16 protein-coding genes and 1 tRNA gene are annotated in these 18071 nt (G+C 67.0%); 10 read left to right on the top strand and 7 right to left on the bottom strand.

What is annotated here, in order from left to right; translation table 11 throughout:
• Window positions 1-40: 40 nt before the first annotated feature.
• Together ACTIFF_RS13005 and ACTIFF_RS13000 are read left to right on the top strand one after the other, a co-directional pair.
• Window positions 41-538 carry a TPM domain-containing protein gene (locus ACTIFF_RS13005; protein WP_257080007.1) on the top strand — a complete coding sequence of 166 codons (498 nt, stop codon included), beginning with the start codon at window positions 41-43 and terminating at the stop codon, window positions 536-538.
• Window positions 539-671: 133 nt separating this feature from the next.
• Entirely contained in the window at window positions 672-2546 is a 1875-nt protein-coding gene (locus ACTIFF_RS13000) for an ABC transporter ATP-binding protein (protein WP_439537209.1), read from the top strand.
• A gap of 39 nt (window positions 2547-2585) precedes the next feature.
• Here ACTIFF_RS13000 and ACTIFF_RS12995 read toward each other — a convergent pair whose 3' ends face one another.
• Window positions 2586-3257, bottom strand: a complete 672-nt coding sequence (locus tag ACTIFF_RS12995; RefSeq protein WP_439537208.1) for a hypothetical protein — start codon at window positions 3255-3257, stop codon at window positions 2586-2588.
• Window positions 3258-3556: 299 nt separating this feature from the next.
• Here ACTIFF_RS12995 and ACTIFF_RS12990 point away from each other — a divergent pair, with 299 nt between their 5' ends.
• Window positions 3557-4189 carry a class I SAM-dependent methyltransferase gene (locus tag ACTIFF_RS12990; RefSeq protein WP_439537207.1) on the top strand — a complete coding sequence of 211 codons (633 nt, stop codon included), beginning with the start codon at window positions 3557-3559 and terminating at the stop codon, window positions 4187-4189.
• A 268-nt stretch (window positions 4190-4457) separates the two neighbouring features.
• On the opposite strand, the gene ACTIFF_RS12985 is transcribed toward ACTIFF_RS12990, so the two are convergent.
• A complete protein-coding gene (locus ACTIFF_RS12985; RefSeq protein ID WP_439537206.1) occupies window positions 4458-5222 on the bottom strand; it encodes a hypothetical protein in 765 nt (254 codons plus the stop codon).
• On the bottom strand, window positions 5219-6013 hold the full coding sequence (locus tag ACTIFF_RS12980; protein WP_439537205.1) for a zinc-dependent peptidase: 795 nt from the start codon (window positions 6011-6013) through the stop codon (window positions 5219-5221). The genes ACTIFF_RS12985 and ACTIFF_RS12980 overlap by 4 nt, the downstream gene beginning before the upstream one ends.
• A gap of 78 nt (window positions 6014-6091) precedes the next feature.
• On the opposite strand from ACTIFF_RS12980, the gene ACTIFF_RS12975 reads away from it, so the two are divergent.
• Both ACTIFF_RS12975 and ACTIFF_RS12970 read left to right on the top strand, forming a co-directional pair.
• A complete protein-coding gene (locus ACTIFF_RS12975) occupies window positions 6092-6223 on the top strand; it encodes a hypothetical protein (protein WP_257784847.1) in 132 nt (43 codons plus the stop codon).
• A gap of 147 nt (window positions 6224-6370) precedes the next feature.
• On the top strand, window positions 6371-8569 hold the full coding sequence (locus ACTIFF_RS12970; RefSeq protein WP_439537204.1) for a RelA/SpoT family protein: 2199 nt from the start codon (window positions 6371-6373) through the stop codon (window positions 8567-8569).
• Between the two features lie 30 nt (window positions 8570-8599).
• Here the strand turns inward: ACTIFF_RS12970 and ACTIFF_RS12965 are convergent, their stop codons facing one another.
• Window positions 8600-9808, bottom strand: a complete 1209-nt coding sequence (locus ACTIFF_RS12965) for a methyl-accepting chemotaxis protein (protein ID WP_439537203.1) — start codon at window positions 9806-9808, stop codon at window positions 8600-8602.
• Between the two features lie 151 nt (window positions 9809-9959).
• Window positions 9960-10034, bottom strand: a tRNA-Arg gene (locus ACTIFF_RS12960).
• Window positions 10035-10116: 82 nt separating this feature from the next.
• Between ACTIFF_RS12960 and ACTIFF_RS12955 the strand changes: the two genes are divergently transcribed.
• Entirely contained in the window at window positions 10117-12003 is a 1887-nt protein-coding gene (locus ACTIFF_RS12955; RefSeq protein WP_439537202.1) for an ATP-binding cassette domain-containing protein, read from the top strand.
• 14 nt (window positions 12004-12017) lie between these two features.
• Here ACTIFF_RS12955 and ACTIFF_RS12950 read toward each other — a convergent pair whose 3' ends face one another.
• Complete coding sequence (locus ACTIFF_RS12950) at window positions 12018-12887, bottom strand: HDOD domain-containing protein (RefSeq protein ID WP_439537201.1); 870 nt, start codon at window positions 12885-12887, stop codon at window positions 12018-12020.
• Between the two features lie 76 nt (window positions 12888-12963).
• Window positions 12964-13167, bottom strand: coding sequence for a hypothetical protein (locus ACTIFF_RS12945; protein WP_439537200.1), 204 nt, complete (start codon window positions 13165-13167; stop codon window positions 12964-12966).
• A gap of 85 nt (window positions 13168-13252) precedes the next feature.
• On the opposite strand from ACTIFF_RS12945, the gene earP reads away from it, so the two are divergent.
• The 4 genes from earP to recJ all read left to right on the top strand — a co-directional run bounded on the left by earP (window position 13253) and on the right by recJ (window position 18050).
• On the top strand, window positions 13253-14416 hold the full coding sequence (earP, locus tag ACTIFF_RS12940; protein WP_439537199.1) for an elongation factor P maturation arginine rhamnosyltransferase EarP: 1164 nt from the start codon (window positions 13253-13255) through the stop codon (window positions 14414-14416).
• A 102-nt stretch (window positions 14417-14518) separates the two neighbouring features.
• Window positions 14519-15076 carry an elongation factor P gene (gene efp / locus ACTIFF_RS12935; RefSeq protein ID WP_306477986.1) on the top strand — a complete coding sequence of 186 codons (558 nt, stop codon included), beginning with the start codon at window positions 14519-14521 and terminating at the stop codon, window positions 15074-15076.
• Window positions 15077-15325: 249 nt separating this feature from the next.
• Window positions 15326-16330 carry a hypothetical protein gene (locus ACTIFF_RS12930; RefSeq protein ID WP_439537198.1) on the top strand — a complete coding sequence of 335 codons (1005 nt, stop codon included), beginning with the start codon at window positions 15326-15328 and terminating at the stop codon, window positions 16328-16330.
• A 28-nt stretch (window positions 16331-16358) separates the two neighbouring features.
• Complete coding sequence (recJ, locus tag ACTIFF_RS12925; protein ID WP_439537197.1) at window positions 16359-18050, top strand: single-stranded-DNA-specific exonuclease RecJ; 1692 nt, start codon at window positions 16359-16361, stop codon at window positions 18048-18050.
• Window positions 18051-18071 lie beyond the last annotated feature (21 nt).

Below are 18071 nucleotides of genomic sequence, written 5' to 3'. Positions count from 1 at the left end.
TGAACGAGCGAACGAACGAGCAGGTTAGCGGAGTTAGGACATGACCGTGCTGCGCATGCTCAAGCATGCCTTCCATCTGCCGTGGCAGATGCGCCGCGCCTTTCCGGCGGAGACGCTGCGCGACATCGAACAGGCGATCACGGCCAGCGAAACGCGCCACGCGGGTGAGCTGCGTTTCGTGGTCGAGGGCGCGCAGGCGCCGCTGGCGGTGTGGCGCGGTCAGACCGCACGCGAGCGGGCGATCGAGGTGTTCTCGCTGTTGCGCATCTGGGACACGGCGCACAACAACGGCGTGCTGGTCTACCTGCAGATGGCCGACCACGACATCGAAATCGTCGCCGACCGCGGCATCCGCGCCCGCGTCGGCGACGCCGAATGGGCGGTGCTGTGCCAGCAGCTCGAAGCGCGCTTCGCGCGCGGCGAATTCCGCGCCGGCGCGCTGGAGTGCGTCGAGGCGGTCACGCAGGCACTGGCGCGCCATTTCCCGCCCGACGGCCACCCGCACAACGAGCTGCCGGACCGGGTGGTGCTGCTGTAGAAGCCGGCCGGCATCCGCCGGCGCAACCAACCCGCCGTTCCGTTGCCCAAGCGCGGACTGTCACGACCGGCCGGGTAAAATCCGCCCATCGGGCCTGTACGGCGCACCCTTGCAGTCCCTCTCGGAGAAAGATTTGCTGAGCTATTTCGAACAACGGGTCGATCCGTATCCGGACGGCACGCCCCCTTCGCCACCCAAAGGACTGTTCGCCTTCCTGTGGAGCGGCACCGAGGGCATGCGCGGGCTGATCCTGCTGATGACCGCGTGTACTGCGCTGATCGGCGTGTTCGAAGCCATGCTGTTCGCCATGCTGGGCAACATCGTCGACTGGCTGGGCAAGATCGAGCCGGCACAGCTGTGGGTGGAGGAGCGCACCCACCTGCTGATGCTGGGCGGCATCCTGCTGGCCAGCCCGCTGCTGATCGCCTTGCAGACGCTGATCAAGCACCAGTCGCTGGCGGGCAACTTCCCGATGCGGCTGCGCTGGAACTTCCACCGGCACATGCTCGACCAGAGCATGAGTTTCTACCAGGACGAATTCGCCGGCCGCATCGCCGCCAAGGTGATGCAGACCGCGCTCGCCGTGCGCGACACCTGGATGATCGTGGCCGACATCCTGGTGTTCGTCGTCATCTACTTCGTCACCATGGTGGCGGTGGTCGGCAGTTTCGACCTGTGGCTGCTGCTGCCTTTCGCCGGCTGGCTGTCGCTGTACGTGGCGGCCATGGTCTACTTCGTGCCGCGGCTGGGCAAGGTGGCGCAGTCGCAGGCGGACGCCCGCTCGCTGATGACCGGGCGCATCACCGACGCCTATACCAATATCGCGACCGTCAAGCTGTTTTCGCATTCGGCGCGCGAAGCGCTGTTCGCGCGCGACGCCATGCGCGAATTCATGGTGCCGGTGTACGCACAGAGCCGGCTGGTCACCGGCTTCGAAATCGTCAACCACATCCTGAGCATGGGACTGATCGCGAGCACTGCCGGCACCACGCTGTGGCTGTGGATGCAGGGCCAGGTCGGGGTCGGCGCGGTGGCCGCGGCAACCGCCATGGCGCTGCGCCTGAACGGCATTTCGCACTGGGTGATGTGGGAACTGGCGTCGCTGTTCGAACAGATCGGTACCGTGCGCGACGGCATCAACACGCTGTCGCGGCCGCGGCTGGTGAATGACCGTGCCGACGCGCAGCCGCTGCATGTGACGCGCGGCGACATCCGCTTCGAGCATGTCACTTTCGACTATGGCAACGGCCATGGCAGCGGCGAGCGGGTGATCGACGACCTTTCGCTGCACATCCGGCCGGGCGAAAAGATCGGTCTGGTCGGCCGCTCGGGCGCCGGCAAGTCGACGCTGATCAACCTGCTGCTGCGCTTTCACGACGTCGAGGGCGGCCGCATCCTGATCGACGGTCAGGACGTGTCGCTCGGCACCCAGGACAGCCTGCGCGCGCAGATCGGCATGGTCACGCAGGACACCTCGCTGCTGCACCGCTCGGTGCGCGACAACATCCTTTACGGCCGTCCGGACGCCGACGATGCCGACATGATCGCCGCCGCCGAACGCGCGGAAGCGGACGAATTCATCGCCGATCTGGTCGATCCGAAGGGCCGGCGCGGCTACGATGCCCACGTCGGCGAACGCGGCGTGAAGCTGTCGGGCGGGCAGCGGCAGCGGGTGGCGATCGCCCGCGTCATGCTGAAGGATGCTCCCATCCTGCTGCTCGACGAGGCGACCAGTGCGCTTGATTCGGAAGTGGAGGCCGCGATCCAGGCCAGCCTGTACCGGCTGATGACCGGCAAGACCGTGGTCGCGATCGCGCACCGGTTATCGACCATCGCCGCGATGGACCGCCTGATCGTGCTCGATCGCGGCCGCATCGTCGAGGAAGGCGACCACGCGACACTGCTCGCCCGGGGCGGGCTGTACGCGCGGCTGTGGGCGCACCAGAGCGGCGGCTTCCTCGGCGAGGATGTCGACGACCGCGTGGAAGCGGCCGCCGCCGTGGCCTGAACAGACGACAACGACCCCACCGGGGCTGCGGTCGAGGCGTCAGCCGGCGGAGCGGCGATCCGGAAAGTCGATGAGCACGCGGTTGCGGCGACGGTCGACCATCGGCGCGGCCGCCCCTTCATTCATCGGCTGCAATCCGACCAGACTGGCCATGCCGGCGCGCGCGAGATCGAGCGCTGCCACGTAGTCGCGCGCCAGTCGCAGAATGCGTGCGCTGTTCGGCGCGCCCAGCGGGCGGCGCACCACCGAGCGCGCAGGGGCGGCATCGCCATCGTCGGACGGCGTGCGCCGCTCGCGCATTTCTCCGCGCGCCACGTCGGTCACCTCGCTCTGCATGCGGAACAGCCGCTCGCGCAGGGACACGAGCGAGGTCGTCAGGCGGACCACGGTGGCCATGGTTGGCGGTTCGTTCGCGGCATCCGGACCGGCCGCGCGCGATGCATTCGATGTGCTGCGCAAACGTGTGAAACGCGTCTCCCACACGCAGGCATCCCACTCGCTGTCGACATTGCCGCCGGCCGCCTGCCAGGCGGCGACGACATCGAGTTCGCGTTCCCACGGCATGCCGAAACCGGCCTTCTCCGCCTGCAGCACGTCAACGGGCGGGAGGAATTCGGCTGCGATGTCCTCCCCCGTTCCGGCGCCGGACCTGAACTGGCTTTCGGTGCTCATGTAAGGTCCGGAGTCGGGGCTCTTTCCTGCACGTTTCATGACGGTCTCCTCCATCGTTGGTCGACGCTTCGTCCTGCGCGGCGCGTGGCCGCACGCGCGAAGCTTTCCTGGATCGCCGCTTGCAGGGCGCGGGCCTCGGGCGGTGCCGGGGTTTCATCGTCTGCCGGCCGCTCATTCGAATGTTCTTGGGTGGCGCAGCGGCAGGGCCTGCAATCGGCACACAATACCCACCCGCAGCGGGGCAGGCGCGCGTACCGTTTCAGCGTAGAGGTTTTCGCGCAGGTTTCCCGCTGCACTGCAGCGACGTCGCCCTGACCCCATTCAAGAAAGCGCACCGCATGTCCGAACCACCCGATGATGCAGACCTGATCACCCGCTCCACGCTGGGCCACTACGATCGCCATGCCGAGGACTACTGGCAGGGGACGCGCGACCACGACGTGAGCCAGAACATCTCCGCCCTGCTGTCATTCATCGAAGCCGAGCCGCCATTCGAGCTGCTGGATTTCGGCTGCGGACCCGGCCGCGACCTGAAGGCGCTGAAGGACATGGGCCACCGCCCGACCGGGCTCGAAGGCGCCGCGCGCCCCGCCGCGATGGCACGCGATTTCAGCGGCTGCACGGTCCTGGAACAGAATTTCCTCGAGCTCGACCTGCCGCCGGCGCGTTTCGACGGCGTCTTCGCCAATGCCTCGCTGTTCCATGTCCCGTCGCGTCTGCTGCCCGAGGTGCTGGGCAAGCTGTTCGCCACACTCAAGCCCGGCGGCGTGCTGTTCAGTTCGAATCCGCGTGGCAACGGACAGGAGGGGTGGAATGGCGAACGCTACGGCAGCTACCACGACCTCGACGGCTGGCGCCGCTATCTGTGCGACGCCGGCTTCGTCGAACTGACCCACTACTACCGTCCGCCCGGCCTGCCGCGCGAACAGCAGAACTGGCTGGCCAGCGTGTGGCGCCGACCGCCCGACTGAGCGGGCCGCACGCAGCGTCGCGGGAGCCGTGCCTGTGGGAGCGGCGGTCTGTGGGAGCGCTGAAGGTTTTGTGGGAGCGGCGATCCACTGCTGGCCCTGCATGGCCAGCCGGCTCTGCGGGCGGCGAGCAGTGCTCGCCGAAACCCCCGCTCCGCCCTCGCCGCGATACGCACTTCGCACAACGACGGTCGCGGCACGATCGCGGCGGGGCCGCCGCTCCCACAGGCCGCTCCCACAAAACCCTCGCCGCTCCCGCTGAGCGGCGGCGTCAGCGCGACCAGGCCTGCATCGCGCGACCTTCCGGCAACTCGGTTTCGCCGGCCGGATTCAGCGGCCAGTGCCAGGTGTCGTGCTGCAGCCAGCCGGACGCGGCAAGGCGCGCCGGCAGATCGGGCAGCAGGAGCATGTCGGCGGGCCCGGGCGGCGGATGCGTCTGTGCGTATTCGATGATCAGGCAGGCGTGCGCCGCCTGCTGCAGCGCATCGACATGCGCCTGCTGGATGGCACGGCCGCGCCGCTCGACCTCGGGTTCGGCCATGCCCTGCCGCAACCACGCGCCGCAGGGCAGCAGCGGCAACTGGCTCAGCAGGTTGACCGATGCGCACCAGGCATCACCGGGCAGCGGCGGCATCGCAGCGCGTGGGTCGCGCGCGGGGTCGGCAATCAGTCCGGTCACGTCCTGCATCACGCAGGCGACGCGCCCGGGGTAACGGCGCACCGCGTCACGCGCTGCCGGCGCGAAGGCGACGTCGACCAGATCGATGCGTTCGAAGCAGTCGAGCAGGTCGTCGAGCGGCACGTCGTGCAGCAACCCGGCGCCCATGACCCAACCCCTTTTCGGCGCATCCAGCGCCTCGGCCGCCTGCCGCGCCGATACCAGCAGCGCGGCGCGCGTGCGGGCCAGGTGATCGGCCCAGTGCCGACGCAGGCGCCGGTGGCGCACGACGAGCGCCGCCGCTTCGCGCCGGTAACCCAGGCGCCCGGCCGCGGGCAGACAGTCGATGCGCCACCAGGCGAACAGTTCGGCGATCACGGAAGGACCGGGCCCCCGGGGGCGTGCAGCGCACGGGCGCGCGGCGCCGGATCCTGCCGGTAGAACAGCGCCAGTTGTGCGTAGAGATCCGGCCATACGTCCTGGATCAGATCGGGAATCTCGAAGAAGCATTCCGACATGACAGCGAAGAATTCGGCCGGGCTTTCCGCGGCGTAGTCGTCGATGCCGGTTTCGACACCGGCTTCGATGTCGGCGCAGAAGCGCTGGTACGCGTCCGACCAAACCCCGGCCCAGCGCGCCACGCTCATGCCTTCGTGCAGCGGCGGCAGGCCGTCGGCATCGCCGTTTCGCATGTCGAGCTTGTGCGCGAATTCGTGGATGACGACATTCACGCCGTCGGCCGCGTGATCGTCCGGCTGCCAGGACAGCAGCACCGGGCCGCCGGCCCACGCTTCGCCGATCAGCGGCTCCGAGTACTCATGCACCACGCCGGCGTCGTCCACGCTTTGCCGCGGCACCAGGAAGTCACCCGGGTAGAGCACCACGCCCACCCAGTCGTCGTACCAGTCCAGCCCCAGCCTGAGGATGGGCAGACAGGCCTGCAGCGCGATCTCGAGCAGCTGGTCGTCGTGCAGCACCATGTCGTGCGCGCCGTGGAATTGCCTGCTCGCGATGAACTGACGCGCCAGCTCGCGCAGCGCCGGCCGGTCGGCCGGATCGAGATAGGCGAGAAAGGGCAGCCGTGCCTCGATGCGCGCCCAGGCATCTGGCGTCACCTCGGGCAAGTCGGCGTCGGCTGGCGCAAGCGCGCGTCTGAGCCAATGAAACATTTGGCAATGGTCCTTGCTTGCGTAAGGTCAGGGGCGCGCCTATCGTACTGGCTCCGCAACCATGAAAGGAGGTGATCCGTGATGAAACGTCTCGCGATCCTGTTGGGGCTGGCGATGTTTGCGTCGTCCAGCGTTGTCATTGCATGCCCGGGCGAAAAGCACGGCGACGCCAAACCCCAGAGCTCCCAACCGGACAAGCCGAAGACCTGATTCGGGCAACTGTCGTGAGACAGGTGTCTGCGGGGCGACCGAGCGATCGGTCGCCCCTTTTCGTTTCTGTGCCTCACGTGTCGGTGGCATCCGTCCATGCTGCTGCGCCGCAAGCCCCCGCGTCCCTGATCAGCGATAATCCCGAATATGGTTTCCGTCGTCCATTCCCTCGTCAGCGCAGATACTGCCCGCACCACGCTTGAGCTGCTGGTCGACGGTCTGGGTGACGCCGAGGCCGCCACGCTGCGCGCCGCCCACGACCGCGTAGCGACGCTGTACGCCGGCCGCACGCTCGGCACCGGCGAGCCGATGCACGAACACGTGGTGGGTCAGGCGCTGATCTGCGCCTCGCTGCGGCTCGACCTCGAAACCCGTCTGGCGGCGTTGCTGTTCCCTCTGCACGAAGTCATCGACGACGCCGATCAGCAGATTGCCGAACAGTACGGCCAGTCGGTCAGCGAGCTGGTATCCGGCCTGCAGCGGCTCGACCATCTGCGCCTGATCACCCGCTCGCACGCCACCAAGAGCACCACGGGTGCCGAGATCGGCAACCAGGCCGAGGTGCTGCGCAAGATGGTGCTGGCCATGGTGGCGGATGTTCGCGTCGTCATGCTGCGACTGGCGTCGCGCGTGCAGAGCCTGCGCTGGCTCACCGTCAATCCGAACGAGCAGCGCATCGACATGGCGCGCGAATCGCTCGACATCTATGCGCCGCTCGCCAACCGGCTCGGCGTGTGGCAGTTGAAGTGGGAACTGGAAGACCTGTCCTTCCGCTTTCTCGAACCGGAAACCTACAAGCGCATCGCCAGGCAGCTCGACGAGAAGCGCGTCGAACGGGAAGCCTTCATCGCCGATTCGATGGCGCGGCTGCGCGCCGAACTGGCCGGCGCGGGCATCAAGGCGGAAATCCAGGGCCGGCCGAAACACATCTACAGCATCTGGAACAAGATGCGCGCCAAGCGCATCGAGTTCGCCGAGGTGTACGACGTGCGCGCGCTGCGCGTGCTGGTCGACGAGGTGCGCGACTGCTACGCCGCGCTGGGCGTGGTGCACCAGCTGTGGCAACCGCTGCCGCGTGAATTCGACGACTATATCGCGCACCCGAAGGGCAACAATTACCGCTCGCTGCACACCGCCGTCGTGGCGCCGGACGGCCGCTCGCTAGAGGTGCAGATCCGCACGCGCGAGATGCACCAGCACGCCGAGATGGGCGTGGCGGCGCACTGGCGCTACAAGGAAGGCTCGGGCCAGGACAAGGACTACGACGACAAGATCGCCTGGCTGCGACAGCTGCTGTCGTGGCGCGACGAAATCGCCGACCACTCGGAGTGGGTGGAGCAGTTCAAGCGTGCCGCGCTCGACGACACGCTGTACGTGCTCACGCCGCAGGGCAAGGTGATCGACCTGCCGCAGGGTGCAACGCCGATCGACTTCGCCTACCGGCTGCACACCGATCTGGGCCACCGCTGCCGCGGTGCGCGTGTGAACGGCCAGCTGGTACCGCTGAATACGCCGCTCGACAACGGACAGCGGGTCGAAATCATCGCCGCCAAGCAGGGCGGGCCGTCGCGCGACTGGTTGAACCCGCAGCAGGGCTATCTCGCGACCCATCAGGCACGTGTGAAGGTGCGCCGCTGGTTCGCCCAGATCGAGGAAGGCGAAACGCTGGCGCAGGGCCGCAACTGGCTCACGCGCGAGCTGTCGCGCGAAGGCGCGACGCAGACCAATCTGGACGAACTGGCACAGAAGCTGGGTTACAACAGCGTGGACGCCATGCTGATCGCGTGCGCGCACGGCGAGGTCGGACCGCGCGCGATTCATGTTGCACTCAAGGGTGAAGAGCCGCTCCCGGACGAACCGCTGATCAAGCCACGCGCACCGCGTGCGGTGGGCGAACGCGGCGTGCTGGTGGAAGGGGTCGGCAAGCTGCTGACCCAGCTCGGCCGCTGCTGCAAGCCGGCCCCGCCGGATCCGATATCGGGCTTCGTCACGCGCGGGCGCGGTGTCGCCGTCCATCGCAGCGACTGCCCGAACTACATCAACATGGTGGCGCGCAACCCGGAACGCGTGGTCGACGCGCAGTGGGGCGAAATCGCCAGCCAGGATCCGGAATCGCGCTTCGCCGCCGACCTGCTGGTCGAAGCGCATGACCGGCAGGGTTTGCTGCGCGACATTTCCGAACTGCTGTCGCGCGAGCGCATCAATGTGACGGCGGTGAGCACACTGTCGAAGGCCGACATGGCGCGCATGAGCTTCACGGTCGAAATCGCCAGCGTCGGCCAGATCCAGAAGATACTCACCCTGCTGCGCGACGTCGACGGCGTGGTCGAGGCGCGGCGCGGCTGAGCCGCCCGCCCCCGCACACACCGACCACGCTCAGAAAAGTTCGACTTCGCCGGTCGACATGGCCGTCTGGCTGACCGCATTCAGGCTCATCACCTGCGTGGCGGCGTCGGCTTCGGCCAGCAGGCGCGACAGCACCTCGTTGCGCTGGGTCACCCGCGACACGCCGTCGCGCTGCTCGACGTCTCGGTGCGCGTCGAATACGCCATTCACGTAGTGCGCCATCAGTTGTGACTGTTCGCGCACCCGCGCCAGCACCTGGTTCACCATGTCTTCGAACTGCATCGACACGATGCTCTGCATCACCGTGTCGTGGATGGCACCCGACAGCTCGTTCACGCGCTCGGCCTGCAGGGCGGCGTGACGGTTGATGTCCTCCATCCGGCGCCGCAGCTGTTCCGCGTTTGCCTCGGCCGCGCGCGCCGAACCGATGTCGGTGCTCGCCGACTGCGTCACCACCTGACCCGTTTCAACGATGGATTCGTTCACGTGCTTGAGCAGCGCACCGATTTCGTGGCTGAAGGATTCCGTGCGTTGCGCGAGCTTGCGCACTTCGTCGGCCACCACCGCGAAACCACGCCCCGCCTCGCCGGCACGCGCCGCTTCGATTGCCGCGTTCAGCGCGAGCAGTGAGGTCTGGCGGTTGATCTCGTTGACCTGGCCGATCAGGCCACGCACCTGATCGAGCTGGCCGCGCACGCCCTGAAACCGTTCGGCGATGACGGTGCTGTCGGCGCCGAGCTTTTCCGCGGTGGCAACGAACGCAGAGAGCGCGGTCTGGGTGTCCTGTGCAAACTGCTCGATGTCAGTGCGACGCCGGGCCTGTTCTTCGTCTGCGGCCAGTGCCTGCAGTTGTTCGACCATCGCACGCAGCGTGTCCTGCCCGCTGCTTTCGCGCAGCCGGCTCGCAGCGCCCGACACGATGCCCTGGCTGTGTTCGAGCGAACCCTGCAAGCGCTGGAACTGTTCGCGGCTGCCGGTGGCGAGGGCCGAACACAGTTCGTCATAGCGACCGACGCTGTGGTCGATCTCCGCCATGCGGGCAGCCTGACGGGCCGCATGATGCCAACGTGCCCGCCGGCTGAGCACCTGCGACGCGATCAGGCTGGCGATCGCTGCCGCCAGCAAAGCGTGGATCCATCCTGTCGCCAGCCCGCTTGCCGACAAACCTGCCGCGGTGCCGCTCAACACCAGTCCTGCCCATACCGCGACGTCGTCGCCCCGCATCGACCGCATGCCCATGATTGCCCGTGTCCTGTCTGTTGGAATTGTTCGACGTGAGCTTAATCGGTCGATCTGGACAGGGTCTTGAATCGGCGGTCGTGAGAATTGACCGGGTTCGGCAGGAATGGCGGGCGCGCGGACAAGGCGGAGGGGCGGGGGCGGGCGGTGCTGGTGGCCCCAACAGGAATCGAACCTGTACCTACCCCTTAGGAGGGGGTTGTTGTATCCATTCAACTATGGAGCCGGCGGCCGCGATTGTACCCGGGTGACCGGCTTGCTGCGGTGCGGCGATATACTGCTGCGCCGCTCCACTTTCCGTGTTCCCCATGCCACTGATCACCCTCGATGACGCCTGCCTTGCTTTCGGCGACGTGCCGCTGCTCGACCACACCGCGCTGGTGGTCGAACCCGGCGAGCGGCTGGCACTGATCGGACGCAATGGCACCGGTAAATCCAGCCTGCTGAAGATTCTCGCCGGCGACGCCGCGCTCGATGACGGCACGTTCTGGCGCCAGCCCGGCATGAAGCTGGCCTATGTGTCGCAGGAACCGAAATTCGAACCCGGCGCACGCGTTTTCGACGCGATCGCGCAGGGACTGGGCGAACTGGCGCAACTGCTGATCGATTATCACGACGTGGCCGACGCGATGGCGCACGGCGACGAAACCGTGTTCGACCGCATGTCGGAACTGCAGGATGCGCTCGAACACCATCAGGCCTGGCGCTTCGAACAGCGCATCGAACAGGCGCTGGAGCGGCTGGCGCTGCCGGGCGACGCGAAGGTGGAATCGCTGTCCGGCGGCATGCTCAAGCGCGTGGCGCTGGCGCGCGCGCTGGTGGCCGAACCGGACATGCTGCTGCTCGACGAGCCGACCAACCACCTCGACCTCGACGGCATTGCGTGGCTGGAAACGCTGCTGAACGATTTCCGTGGCGCCAGTCTGGTGATCACTCACGACCGGCGCTTCCTCGACAGCTTCGCCAGCCGCATCCTCGAACTGGACCGCGGCCAGCTGCGCAGCTACCCCGGCCGCTACGCCGAATATGTGGCGCGCAAGGCCGACGAACTGTCGGCCGAGGCGCTCGAATCGGCGCGCGCCGACAAGATGCTGGCGCAGGAAGAGGTATGGATACGCAAGGGTGTCGAGGCGCGGCGCACGCGGGCGCAATTCCGCGTCAAGCGACTCGACGAGTTGCGCGCCCGGCGCGAGGCGCGCCGTGACCAGATGGGCCGGGCGCGCATCGAGGTCGATCGCGGCGAAGCGTCGGGCCAGCTGGTGGCCGAACTGGAAGACGTCAGCAAGCGCTTCGGCGACAAGGTGGTCGTACGCAACTTCACGGCGCGCATCGTGCGCGGCGACAAGGTCGGCTTCATCGGCCCGAACGGTGCCGGCAAGACCACGCTGCTCAAGCTCATCCTCGGTCAGCTGCAGGCCGACAGTGGTGTGGTGCGCAACGGCACGCGCATCGAGGTCGCTTATTTCGATCAGTTCCGCAGCCAACTCGACGATTCGGCCACGCTGGCCGAGGTGATCAGCCCGGGTTCGGACTTCGTCGAGATCGCCGGCAAGCGCACGCATGTGATCGGCTATCTCGGCGACTTCCTGTTCCCGCCGCAGCGCGCGCGTGCCAAGGTCGAGTCGCTGTCCGGCGGCGAGCGCAACCGCCTGCTGCTGGCGCGGCTGTTCGCCCGCCCGGCCAATGTGCTGGTGCTCGACGAGCCGACCAACGATCTCGACATGGAAACGCTGGACCTGCTCGAACAACTGCTGCAGGACTACGACGGCACCGTGCTGCTGGTGTCGCACGACCGCGCCTTCCTCGACGCCGTGGTCACGCAGACCGTTGCCTACGAAGGCGACGGACGCTGGCGCGAATACATCGGCGGCTACACCGACTGGGTGGCGCAGCGCGCCACGGTGCAGGCGGCCGCCAGTGCGGCAGCGAAAGTCGCCGGCGCGCCGGCTGTGAAAGGCGACAAGCCGGTGGCCGCCGCCGCTGCGAAGTCGAAGCTCAGTTTCAAGGAACAGAAGGAACTGGACGGACTGCCCGACCTGATCGCCACGCTGGAAGCGGAACAGACAACGCTCACCGATCGCCTGTCGGCCGGCACGGGTACCGATGCGGCGAAAGTATCGGCGCGCCTGGGCGAACTGGCCACGCTGATCGATCAGGCGATGGTCCGCTGGGAGGCGCTGGAGGCGCGCCGCTGAACCGGATCAGGCCTTCAGGACCGTTCAGGCTCGTCCGGCAACGCCGGTGTGGGGGGCGGTGATCCATCCATCGGCAGGCCAAGCCGGCCGAGCAGGGTTTCGTGGCTGACGCGCAGCAAGGCCTCGATCGCCGCAAAATCGTCCGGCAACGCCGGATCGTCCCAACCCTTGGCGCTGTGGCGCGCCAGATCGATGGCCAGCGACACGTTGCGGGTGCGCGGCGTCGCCGCATGGCTGCCATCCATCAGTTCGACCAGCAGCGAAGGCAGCTTCCAGGCCCGCACCAGCGCGAGCTGGAGTTCATGCGCGGTCACGTTGAACACCGCCTTTTGCGCGGCCGCCGTGCGCATGCCGGGGTTGGCGCGCAGCAGGTCACGCAGGTCCAGCGACAGTTTGGGCGCAAACACCCAGCACAGCACTTCAGCGACGTCATGCAGGAGCGTGGCGACGGTGATTTCGTCCACGTCCATGTCGTGCCGCATGAGCGCCCACTCGCGCGCCCAGCTGGTCGCGCGGCGCGCGCGTGCAATCACGCGCATGACGCCGAGCAGCGCCTGCGGATGGCCGTGCAGATGATCTTCCAGCGTCGGCAGGCCGTCGAAATGATTGAAGAAGGGCGAAATGCCGATCATCATCAGTGCCCGCTCGATGGTCGTGATGTCGTGATGCTGGCTGTGGCGATTGCGTGCTTCGATGAAGGCGAGCACCCGCAAGGTCATCAGCGGGTCGTGCAGCACGACCTGTGCGATGCTGCGTGCGCTGACCGAGTTCTCCTTTTCCCGCAGCACCGCAAGTTCACGCACGGTGCGAGCAAGAACCGGCAGAGGCTTGTCCCCCATGTACGCCACCCAGCCATCAAGGGTGGCGATCGAAACATCACGCATGATTCAGGTCCTTCGTTCAGATGACCTGTTTACGGCCGGGATGGGCGCCGGCTGAATGGTGGCTGCGATGCGTGGTTCAGTCCTCGTCGTCGATCGCCGCGTCGCCGGCCCAGTCATCATTGTCGGCCTCGCCATCAGCTTCGGCAACCAGCGCCATCGCATTGATCTGGGCGATCTGGTCGAGCAGGCTCGGCATCGGCGGGATGTCTTCGCCGGCCTGAAGGGTGCGGTGGGTGTGGCGAAAACCGAGTGCTTCGGACGTCGGACGCTGCATGGGCATGACTGGACTCCTTGAGCGGGCAGGTAATGACGGATGATGTCGAATACTTCTCCCTTTACGACGAACGGATTCAGGACTTGAAGGCATGTCGCACCCTGTCACGCAAGATTCATCACGGAAGTTGTCGCTGACCGGGCGCAGCGCCGACCTGTTCTGCCGCGTCATCGACAACTTCGGCGATATCGGCGTGTGCTGGCGGCTTGCGCGCTGCCTGGCGCGCGACCAGGGCTGGCATGTCAGGCTGTGGGTCGATGTGCCGGATGCGCTGGCGCGCATCAAGCCGCGCGGCGCTGCGGAGCCGGGCATCGAGGTCAGGCAATGGAATGACGACACCACGACCTGTGTACCGGCCGGCTGCGTCATCGAGGCCTTTGCCTGTGACCTGCCGCCGGCTTTCGTGACGGCCATGGCGGCGCAGCACCCGCCGCCAGACTGGATCAACCTGGAATATCTCAGTGCCGAAGCCTGGGTGGAAGGCTGCCATGGACTGCCGTCGCACGACGCGGCGAGCGGACTGACCAAGCGCTTCTTCTTTCCCGGTTTCACGGCGCGCACCGGTGGCCTGCTGCGCGAGCGTGATCTGCCGGCACAGCGCGACGTCTGGCTGGCCGATGCCGCGGCCCGGAAACACGATCTGGCGCGTCTCGGCATGGCCGTCGATGCCGGGGCGCTGCAGCTTTCCCTGTTCGGCTACGAAAGCCGATCGATCGCGACGCTGATCGAAGCCCTCGCGGCGCATGTGCAACCGGTGCAGCTGTGGGTACCGGAAAGCCGGTCGCTGACGGTGGCGGCCGAGGCACTCGGTCGGCCATTGCGCGCCGGGGACGTCGTACGGCGCGGCGCGCTCTCGCTGCACGTACTCGCCTTCATGGACCAGGATGACTACGACCGGCTGTTGTGGCAGTGCGACCTGAACATCGTGCGTGGCGAGGATTCATTCGTGCGCGCCCAGTGGGCCGCGCGGCCCATGCTGTGGCACATCTACCCTCAGGATGGTGGCGCCCACCTGCGCAAGCTGGACGCCTTCCTCGACCGGCATGCGGAGGGGCTGGCCGCCGAGGTGGCGACGCGCCTGCGCGCGCTTCATCATGGCTGGAACAGCGCGAACGCGGTCCCGGTGCAAGACTGGCAGGCCCTGCTCGGTGACCTGCCGCATCTGGCGTCGCACGCACGCCAGCGAGCCGTCGCACTGGCGTCCCAGGACGACCTCGCGACACAGCTTGTGATGTTTAATCAACCACCTATATAATGCTGGGTTTGCCGCGGCGAGCGTTGCAACAGGGGTTGCAAAGGTTCGAGCTGTACATCGGCGGCTTTCAATCACAACCCTCCCCACAGGAACGAACCCTGCATGAAAACCGCTCAGGAACTGCGCGCCGGCAACGTCGTGAAAATCGGCAACGAAGCCATGGTCGTGCTCAAGGCCGACTACAACAAATCCGGCCGCAACTCGGCTGTCGTCAAGCTGAAGATGAAGAACCTGCTGACCGGTTCCGGTCAGGAAACGGTCTACAAGGCGGATGACAAGTTCGACGTGGTCATCCTCGAGCGCCGCGAAGTCACCTTCTCGTACTTCGCCGACCCGATGTACACCTTCATGGATGGTGACTACAACCAGTATGAAGTCGACGCCGAGAACATGGGCGACGCACTGAACTACGTCGAAGACGGCATGGCGTGCGAAGTGGTGTTCTACGAAGGCCGCGCGATTTCGGTCGAACTGCCGAACTCGGTGGTGCGCGAAATCACCTACACCGAACCGGGCGTCAAGGGCGACACCTCAGGCAAGGTGCTCAAGCCGGCCAAGATCAACACCGGCTATGAAGTGTCGGTGCCGCTGTTCTGCGAGATCGGCGACAAGATCGAAATCGACACCCGTACCGGCGAATACAAGAACCGCGTGAAGTAAGCCGTTGCATCGCCGTTGTTCCGGAAAGCCCCGCCCGGTGCGGGGCTTTTCTTTTGCAGCGTACCGCGTGCGAGCGGCGAAGGTCTTGTGGGAGCGGCGGCCTCGCCGCGATGCGCACTCTGCACAACGACCATCGGGGCACTGCTCGCCGCCCGCAGGGCCGTCAGGGAATCGCCGCTTCCACCGCGGTGGCGCCGACAGTCCATGCAAGCCGTGAAGTCCGGGCGACCGGCGGGGTACACTTGCACAATGTCCCTGCACATTGTTCTGCCCGGCCTGCTTTGGCCTTCATCCCCGCACCACCCACCCGCCCTGCAGTCGTTGAAGACGCCGGCACTGTCGCGTCTGGCCGGTTGCGGCAGCACCTTGAGGCGGCCGGCGCTGGCGGCCGAATTCCTGCTGGCGTCGCTGTTCGGGCTCGACGAGCGGGCACCGTTCGGCGCGCTGCGCCGTGCCGGCCAGGGCGAGGCGGTCAACAGCCGGCAATGGCTGGCAGCCGACGCCGTACATCTGCGCTTCGCGCGCGATGCCCTGCTGCTGACCGATGCACCCGATGTGGCACCCGACGCGGAAGAAGCCGCCGCGCTGTGCGCGTCGTGGAACGCGCATTTCGCCAATGTCGGCTGGCTTTACATGGGCGCGGGCGGTCACGGCCATCTGGCGCTGCATGAACCCGTCACCGTCGACACCACGCCGCCGGGCGGCGCGCTCGGACGCAAGATCGACGTACGCCTGCCATCCGGTCCGGATGGCGCGAAGGTGCGTCAGTGGATGAACGAAACCCAGATGCTGTTTCACAGCCACCCGGTGAATGCCGCGCGCGAAGAGGCCGGGCGCCCTGCCATCAACAGCCTGTGGTTCTGGGGCGCCGGCGTGGCGGTCGCACGCGCGCAGGCGCGACCGATCCAGGTATGGTCCGACAACGCGCTGGCACGCGGCATGGCACTGACGGCCGGCGTGCGCACGGCGCCGCTGCCGGCACAGGTCAACGTGGCGTTGTTGCCGGACAATCTCGTGGTGCTCGACGCCGCGCTGGCCCCTTCGCTCTACCTCGACGCCGAAGCCTGGGCGCAGGCCGCGGTCACCATCGAGCAACACTGGATCGTGCCGGCACTGGCAGCGCTCCGGCGTGGCGATGTACAGACGCTCACGCTGACGCTGAGCGGCGACGACGGCCGCGTCGATGTCACCGTGCAGCGGCGCGACCTGATGAAATTCTGGCGCCGTCCCTTTTCCGTCGTTGCGTCGCCCTGATGCGCAGCCCCTGCCTGCCGGAATTCCGATGACCTGCATCAAGCACCGCCCCGTCCCGCTGCGCAGCAGCGAAATGCTCGCCCAGCAGGGCGTGCACCCGCTGCTGGCCCGCCTGTACGCCGCGCGCGGCGTACAGGACCGCAGCCAGATCGACTACTCGCTCAAGGCGCTGCTGCCGCCGGATTCGATGCGCGGGCTGGCCGACGCCGCGGTCATGCTGGCCGATGCGATCGAAGCCGACGCCCGCCTGCTGATCGTCGCCGACTACGACTGCGATGGCGCCACCGCGTGCGCCATCGGCATCCGTGCGCTGCGCGCTATGGGCGCCAACGTGAGCTATCTGGTACCGAACCGCTTCGAATACGGCTACGGCCTGACGCCGGAAATCGTCGATCTGGCGGCGCACGCCGAACCGGACATGCTGATCACCGTGGACAACGGCATCGCCAGCGTCGAGGGCGTGGCACGGGCGAACGAGCTGGGCATGTCGGTGCTGGTGACCGATCACCATCTGCCGGGCGACGAACTGCCGGCGGCGGACGTCATCGTGAATCCGAACCAGCCGGGCTGCACATTCCCGAGCAAGGCCATCGCCGGCTGCGGCGTCATGTTCTACGTCATGCTGGCGCTGCGCGCCGAACTGCGCAACCGCGGCGCGTTCGACGGCCGGGAAGCACCGAATCTGGGCAATCTGCTCGATCTGGTGGCACTCGGCACCGTGGCCGACGTGGTGAAACTGGACCACAACAACCGTATTCTGGTCACCCAGGGCATGCAGCGCATCCGTGCCGGGAACATGGTGCCCGGTCTGCGCGCGCTGTTCGCCGCGGCCGGGCGCGAGCCGTCGCAGGCACAGTCCTTCGACCTGGGCTTCGCGCTCGGGCCGCGGCTGAACGCGGCCGGACGGCTGTCGGACATGTCGCTCGGCATCGAATGCCTGATCACCGACGACTTCGCGCGCGCGCTCGGTCTGGCGCAGCAGCTCGACGCGATCAACCGCGAGCGGCGCGAAATCGAACAGGGCATGCAGGAAGACGCCGAGGCGCAACTGGCCGGCATCGATATCGGCGAGTCGAAGTCCTTGTCGCTGTTCCACCCGGATTGGCACCAGGGCGTCATCGGCATCGTCGCCTCGCGCATCAAGGAGCGCGCGCACCGCCCGACCATCGCCTTCGCGCGCGGCCACGAGGGTGAAATCAAGGGCTCGGGCCGCTCGATTTCCGGCCTGCACCTGCGCGACGCACTCGATCTGGTGTCCAAGCGCGAACCCGGCCTCATCATCCGCTTCGGCGGGCACGCCATGGCAGCCGGCCTGACGCTGCTCGAACACGACCTCGACCGCTTTCGAACCGCCTTCGAACGGGCGGTCGCCGACATGGTGGAACCTTCCGCGCTGACCCGCACCATAGAAACCGATGGTGCGCTGGAAGCGTCCCTGATGAACCTCAATGCGGCGACGCTGATCGAAGCTGAAACATGGGGCCAGGGGTTTCCACCGCCGGTTTTTTCCGACCGCTTCGAAGTGCGCAACCAGCGCCTGCTGAAGGACAAGCACCTGAAGCTCGCGCTGGTGAAGGACGGTGCAAGCTTCGACGCCATCTGGTTCAACCGCGCGGAACCGCTGCCGGCGCGCGTGACCGCCGCCTACCGGCTGGACATCAACGAATACCAGGGCGTACGCCGGATACAACTGATGGTCGAGCACGCCGAACCACTCTGAAAGCGGCGCCCGACCTTGCGC

The sequence above is a fragment of the Methyloversatilis sp. genome, assembly GCF_051861465.1.
Lineage (GTDB): Bacteria > Pseudomonadota > Gammaproteobacteria > Burkholderiales > Rhodocyclaceae > Methyloversatilis.
The sequence above is the reverse complement of the archived record's forward strand: the minus strand, read 5'-3'. Positions and strand labels throughout refer to the sequence as shown.